Origin of the sequence: uncultured Campylobacter sp., assembly GCF_938045595.1 — a bacterium.
GTDB lineage: Bacteria > Campylobacterota > Campylobacteria > Campylobacterales > Campylobacteraceae > Campylobacter_B.
Window position 1 is genome coordinate 1 of the sequence record NZ_CALIBB010000165.1, and the last position, 3,920, is coordinate 3,920.

Here is a 3,920-nt window from a genome sequence, read left to right on the forward strand (position 1 = left end):
CGGGGCTTAGCCTGCCCGCAGCCGTCGCCCATGCCAAGGGCTTCGTGCGCAGGGCACTGGGCTGGGGTGAGCAGATCGGGCACGGATGCGGCGCGATAGATCATTATTTCACGGTCCAAGATCCCTTCGGCGCGGACTTTGGCGGATCTTGCGCGGATGAAATCAAAATTATCGCCCCGGATTAAAATTTCAAGCGTCCGTTGAAATCCCTGCATTCGTAAAATTTCAAAATTCCGCTGCTATTAAATTTAACCTAGCGGCACAAGATCGTACAAACGGTTCGTCGCGACTTGTGATAAACGGCGGAATTTCGTGGCTAAAAAGCGTGTTGCGGGAGTAGTGCGCTTAAAATTTTAGTTGATTTTTAGGCATCATAATCCGCGTAGAATTTTAAAGAATTTTTGAATTTTATTGTAGGGTTCGTGCTACAAGTTAGAGCTTTCCTTATTTGCCTTATGCTATAGCTCTGCTTCGTGGCATTGTTAAATTTGCGTTATTTCTTATAAGGCTTTATGCGCGAAAAAAGAGGATTATAAATATAAACTAGTCATGCATTCACTGCCTCGCGTTGCTGCCTACCTTCACCTCTTCAAGGTAGATGCATCATTGTATGTCCGACCATTGCGCTATACTTGCCGCAGCATTGCGACACCGCTGCGAATTCGCGATCCATGCCTTTCGTCTCATATTTGCTGAGTTCGCTAAAATTCCAAATTTTCTAGCAAAAGAGTTATAATGGCTAAAATTACGTAAATTTAGGAATTTAAAATGCGCTGCAAAAAAGGACTACTACTCTTAATCATCGCCTCAGGGACAATCTCTGCCGCAGATAACTGGATCGCATCGCTACTGCTACCTAGCATCGCAGATACGTTTGGGGTGCAGGTAAGCGCCGCCTCCGCAGTTTTGACGGCATATCTGATCCCCTATGGCTTACTTCAGCCGGTTTACGGACACCTTAGCGATCGCTACGGCAGAGGTAAAATTTTAATTCTGCTAATGCTCTTTTTGGCGATATTTACGCTTCTTTGTTCCACTGCAAAAAGTCTAGCGTGGCTTGTTTTATTTCGTTTTTGCACGGGATGCGCGGCGGCGGGTATAATCGCCGTCTGCCTCAGCGTTATAGGCGATGCATATGACGATAAGGATAGACAAAAAATCGTAGCGATATTTCTGGGTTCGGTATTTTTAGGGCAGGGGCTGAGTGCGGCTTTAGGCGGATGGGCAGTGGCTAGATTTTCTTGGAGGGAGATATTTTTAGCCTTTTCTGCGCTGTCTGCGGTATCTTTCGTATCACTATTTACGCTAAATTTCAAAGACGCTCCGAAAAGCGGAGGCGAAAGCTTCGTAAAATCCCTAGCCAGCTTGCGTGGCGATGCTGCGCTTTTGAGAAGCTATTTTTTGGCTTTATGTAATGGCGTAATTGTGCTCGGGGCGTACTCATTCATAGGCGCTTATCTACTTAAAAAGCTAGGCTTGAGCTCAAATTTCGCCGGAGCCTGCCTTATGCTTTACGGCGTCGCTTGCTTTTTGGCAGGAAACGCTGCTAGATATTTAAAAGAGAAGTTGCCGCTAAAAGAAATTCTATCCCTCGGCTTTTTGGCGTCCGCTTCGGCGCTGTGCCTTTTGGCGAGTTGCTTCGCTGCCACCGCATATGTAGGGACGTTTTTGTTGGGATTTGGCTATGTTTGCGCGCAGTCGGTCCTAGCAAGCGCAGCGCTTCGTTGCGGCTCCGCCAAAGGTCTATCCTCTGGGATCATAGGCACGGCGATATTTTTCGGAGGCGGCATCGGTACTGCCGTAGGTGGCAAGGCGCTTGAATATTTAAGCTACCAAGGGCTATTTTGCGGCTTTGCCGCGTTAGCCGCCGCGCTGCTGATTTTTTACCGTGCAAGCTTTAAGGGCACGCGTGAAATTTAATGCTCCGCAACAATAGCAGAATTTAAAATTAAGCATACTTCGCTCTTCGCTGCCGAGAAATTTCCTAAAATCACGCTATTTCAGGGCGTCGCGTTCGGTATCGTCGTAAATATCGCGGTGCATTGCATCACGCTGCCGCTTTTTCAGCTTCCGTGGTATGAGCATGTTTCGGAATTTTTCGGGCACGCGGTTTGGTTTTGGGCGATCGAAGTATTTCGTCGCGATCTACGAAATCGTGTAACGGGTGAGCCCGATCCCGCGGACCGCTCGGGTACTTCGCTCTTCTAGCTAAATTTGGAATTCCGCCCCGTTTAGTGCGGAATTCCATCATTTTTTATAAACGCAGTAAAATCACAATAAATTTTTATGTTAGAATTACAATTAATAAAATTTCAAAAGGAGCGGCAATGAAATATAAAATTTTAGTTGCAACCTTTACGGCTACTTTGGGCCTACAGGGGGCGCTTGCGAGCGATTTTGACGAGCGGGCTTGCGCGGCGCTAAAGGGCACGAAAATTTACGATACAAAGATTAGCGAAGCGATCTGGAATCAAAGCGGCGAAATCGGTGCCGATAAGATGTCTGCGCTAACTGGCGGAGCCAAAAAGACGCTAAAAGCCGCGCCGCACTGCATAATTCACGGCGAGATAGCCTCGCGCACGGGCTCGGACGGCAAGCATTACGGCATAAAATTTGAGCTGCGCTTGCCAGGCGACTGGAACGGCAAGCTGCTATTTCAGGGCGGAGGCGGTTTGGACGGCTTCGTAGCGCCGGCTCTTGGTGCCGTGCCTATCCGCACTAGCACCGCAACGCCCGCGCTTATGAGGGGCTATGCGGTAGTTGCGACCGATTCGGGACACCCTACGCCTACGCCCGAGTTCGGACTTGAGCAACAGGCGCGGCTAGACTATGCCTATCAGGCGATCGGCAAGGTCGCGAGTGTCTCAAAGCAGCTGGTTTTCGCGGCGTATAAAAAAGCGCCCGCGCACAGCTACTTTATGGGCTGCTCAAACGGCGGGCGCTCGGCTCTGATGGCGGCGCAGAGGTATCCGCTGGAATTTGACGGCGTAATCGCGGCAAATCCGGGTTTTAGGCTTTCGCGCGCGGCGATCGCGGAGCAGTGGGACAACCGGCAGCTTATGAAGATCGCGCCTAAAAACGCCGCTGGGGATAAAATTTTTGCAAACGCCCTTACGCAGGAGGATTTGGATAAGCTAAGCATGGCGGTTCTGGATAAATGCGATGCGCTAGACGGCCTAAAAGACGGAATCATCGGCGCTTGGGAGCGTTGCGAGTTCGATCCCAGCGGACTTGATCTGCCCAAAGATAAAATTTCTGCGATAAAGGCGATATTTGACGGCGCAAAAAACAGCAAGGGCGAGCAAATTTACAGCGGCTGGTTTTACGATGCCGGAGTAAATCAGCCCGGCTGGCGCATGTGGAAGCTTGGCGACTCGCAAACGGCAGAGCCAAATGCTAGAAATATCGTGCTCTCGAAGGGCTCGATGAATTATTATTTCTTGACGCCGCCGCAACCGGAGTTTGATCTGATGAAATTTGATTTCGATAAGGACGTAGAGCGAACGTTCGAGACCGCGGCGATAAACGATGCGATTTCGACCAAGCTAGATAGCTTCCGCGCTAACGGCGGCAAACTCATCATCGTAACGGGCGTCTCCGATCCCGTATTTTCGGCGATGGATCAGCGCGATTGGTTTAAAAAGCTAGTGGAAACCAACGCGAACGCGGATGAGTTTGCGCGATTTTTTGCATTGCCAGGGATGAATCACTGCGGCGGCGGCAACGGCATCGATGATGTCGATCCGCTAAGCGCGCTTGAAGCGTGGCGCGAGCAGGGAACGGCTCCATCTAGCCTGCTAGGCAAAAGCACGAGCCGCGCGGGTAAGCAGATCCCTATTTGCGCGTATCCAAAAGTGGCTACCTACGTAGGCGGCGACGAAAATAACGCGAGCAGCTTTGAGTGCAGATAAAATTTATTT

The 3,920-nt window shown here is 50.1% G+C and carries 4 protein-coding genes; all 4 read left to right on the forward strand.

Annotation, left to right across the window (positions count from 1 at the left end; all coding sequences use genetic code 11):
* Window positions 1-185 (forward strand): hypothetical protein (locus tag Q0340_RS06700; RefSeq protein ID WP_298082665.1); only part of this gene is annotated, 185 nt, incomplete at its 5' end.
* A 583-nt stretch (window positions 186-768) separates the two neighbouring features.
* The gene (locus tag Q0340_RS06705) at window positions 769-1,920 is read left to right on the forward strand and encodes an MFS transporter (protein WP_298082666.1); all 1,152 of its coding nucleotides are present in this window, start codon (window positions 769-771) and stop codon (window positions 1,918-1,920) included.
* Window positions 1,921-1,947: 27 nt separating this feature from the next.
* Window positions 1,948-2,208: a DUF1440 domain-containing protein gene (locus Q0340_RS06710; RefSeq protein ID WP_298082668.1), complete on the forward strand. Its 261-nt coding sequence runs from the start codon at window positions 1,948-1,950 to the stop codon at window positions 2,206-2,208.
* A 119-nt stretch (window positions 2,209-2,327) separates the two neighbouring features.
* On the forward strand, window positions 2,328-3,911 hold the full coding sequence (locus Q0340_RS06715; RefSeq protein ID WP_298082667.1) for a tannase/feruloyl esterase family alpha/beta hydrolase: 1,584 nt from the start codon (window positions 2,328-2,330) through the stop codon (window positions 3,909-3,911).
* Window positions 3,912-3,920 lie beyond the last annotated feature (9 nt).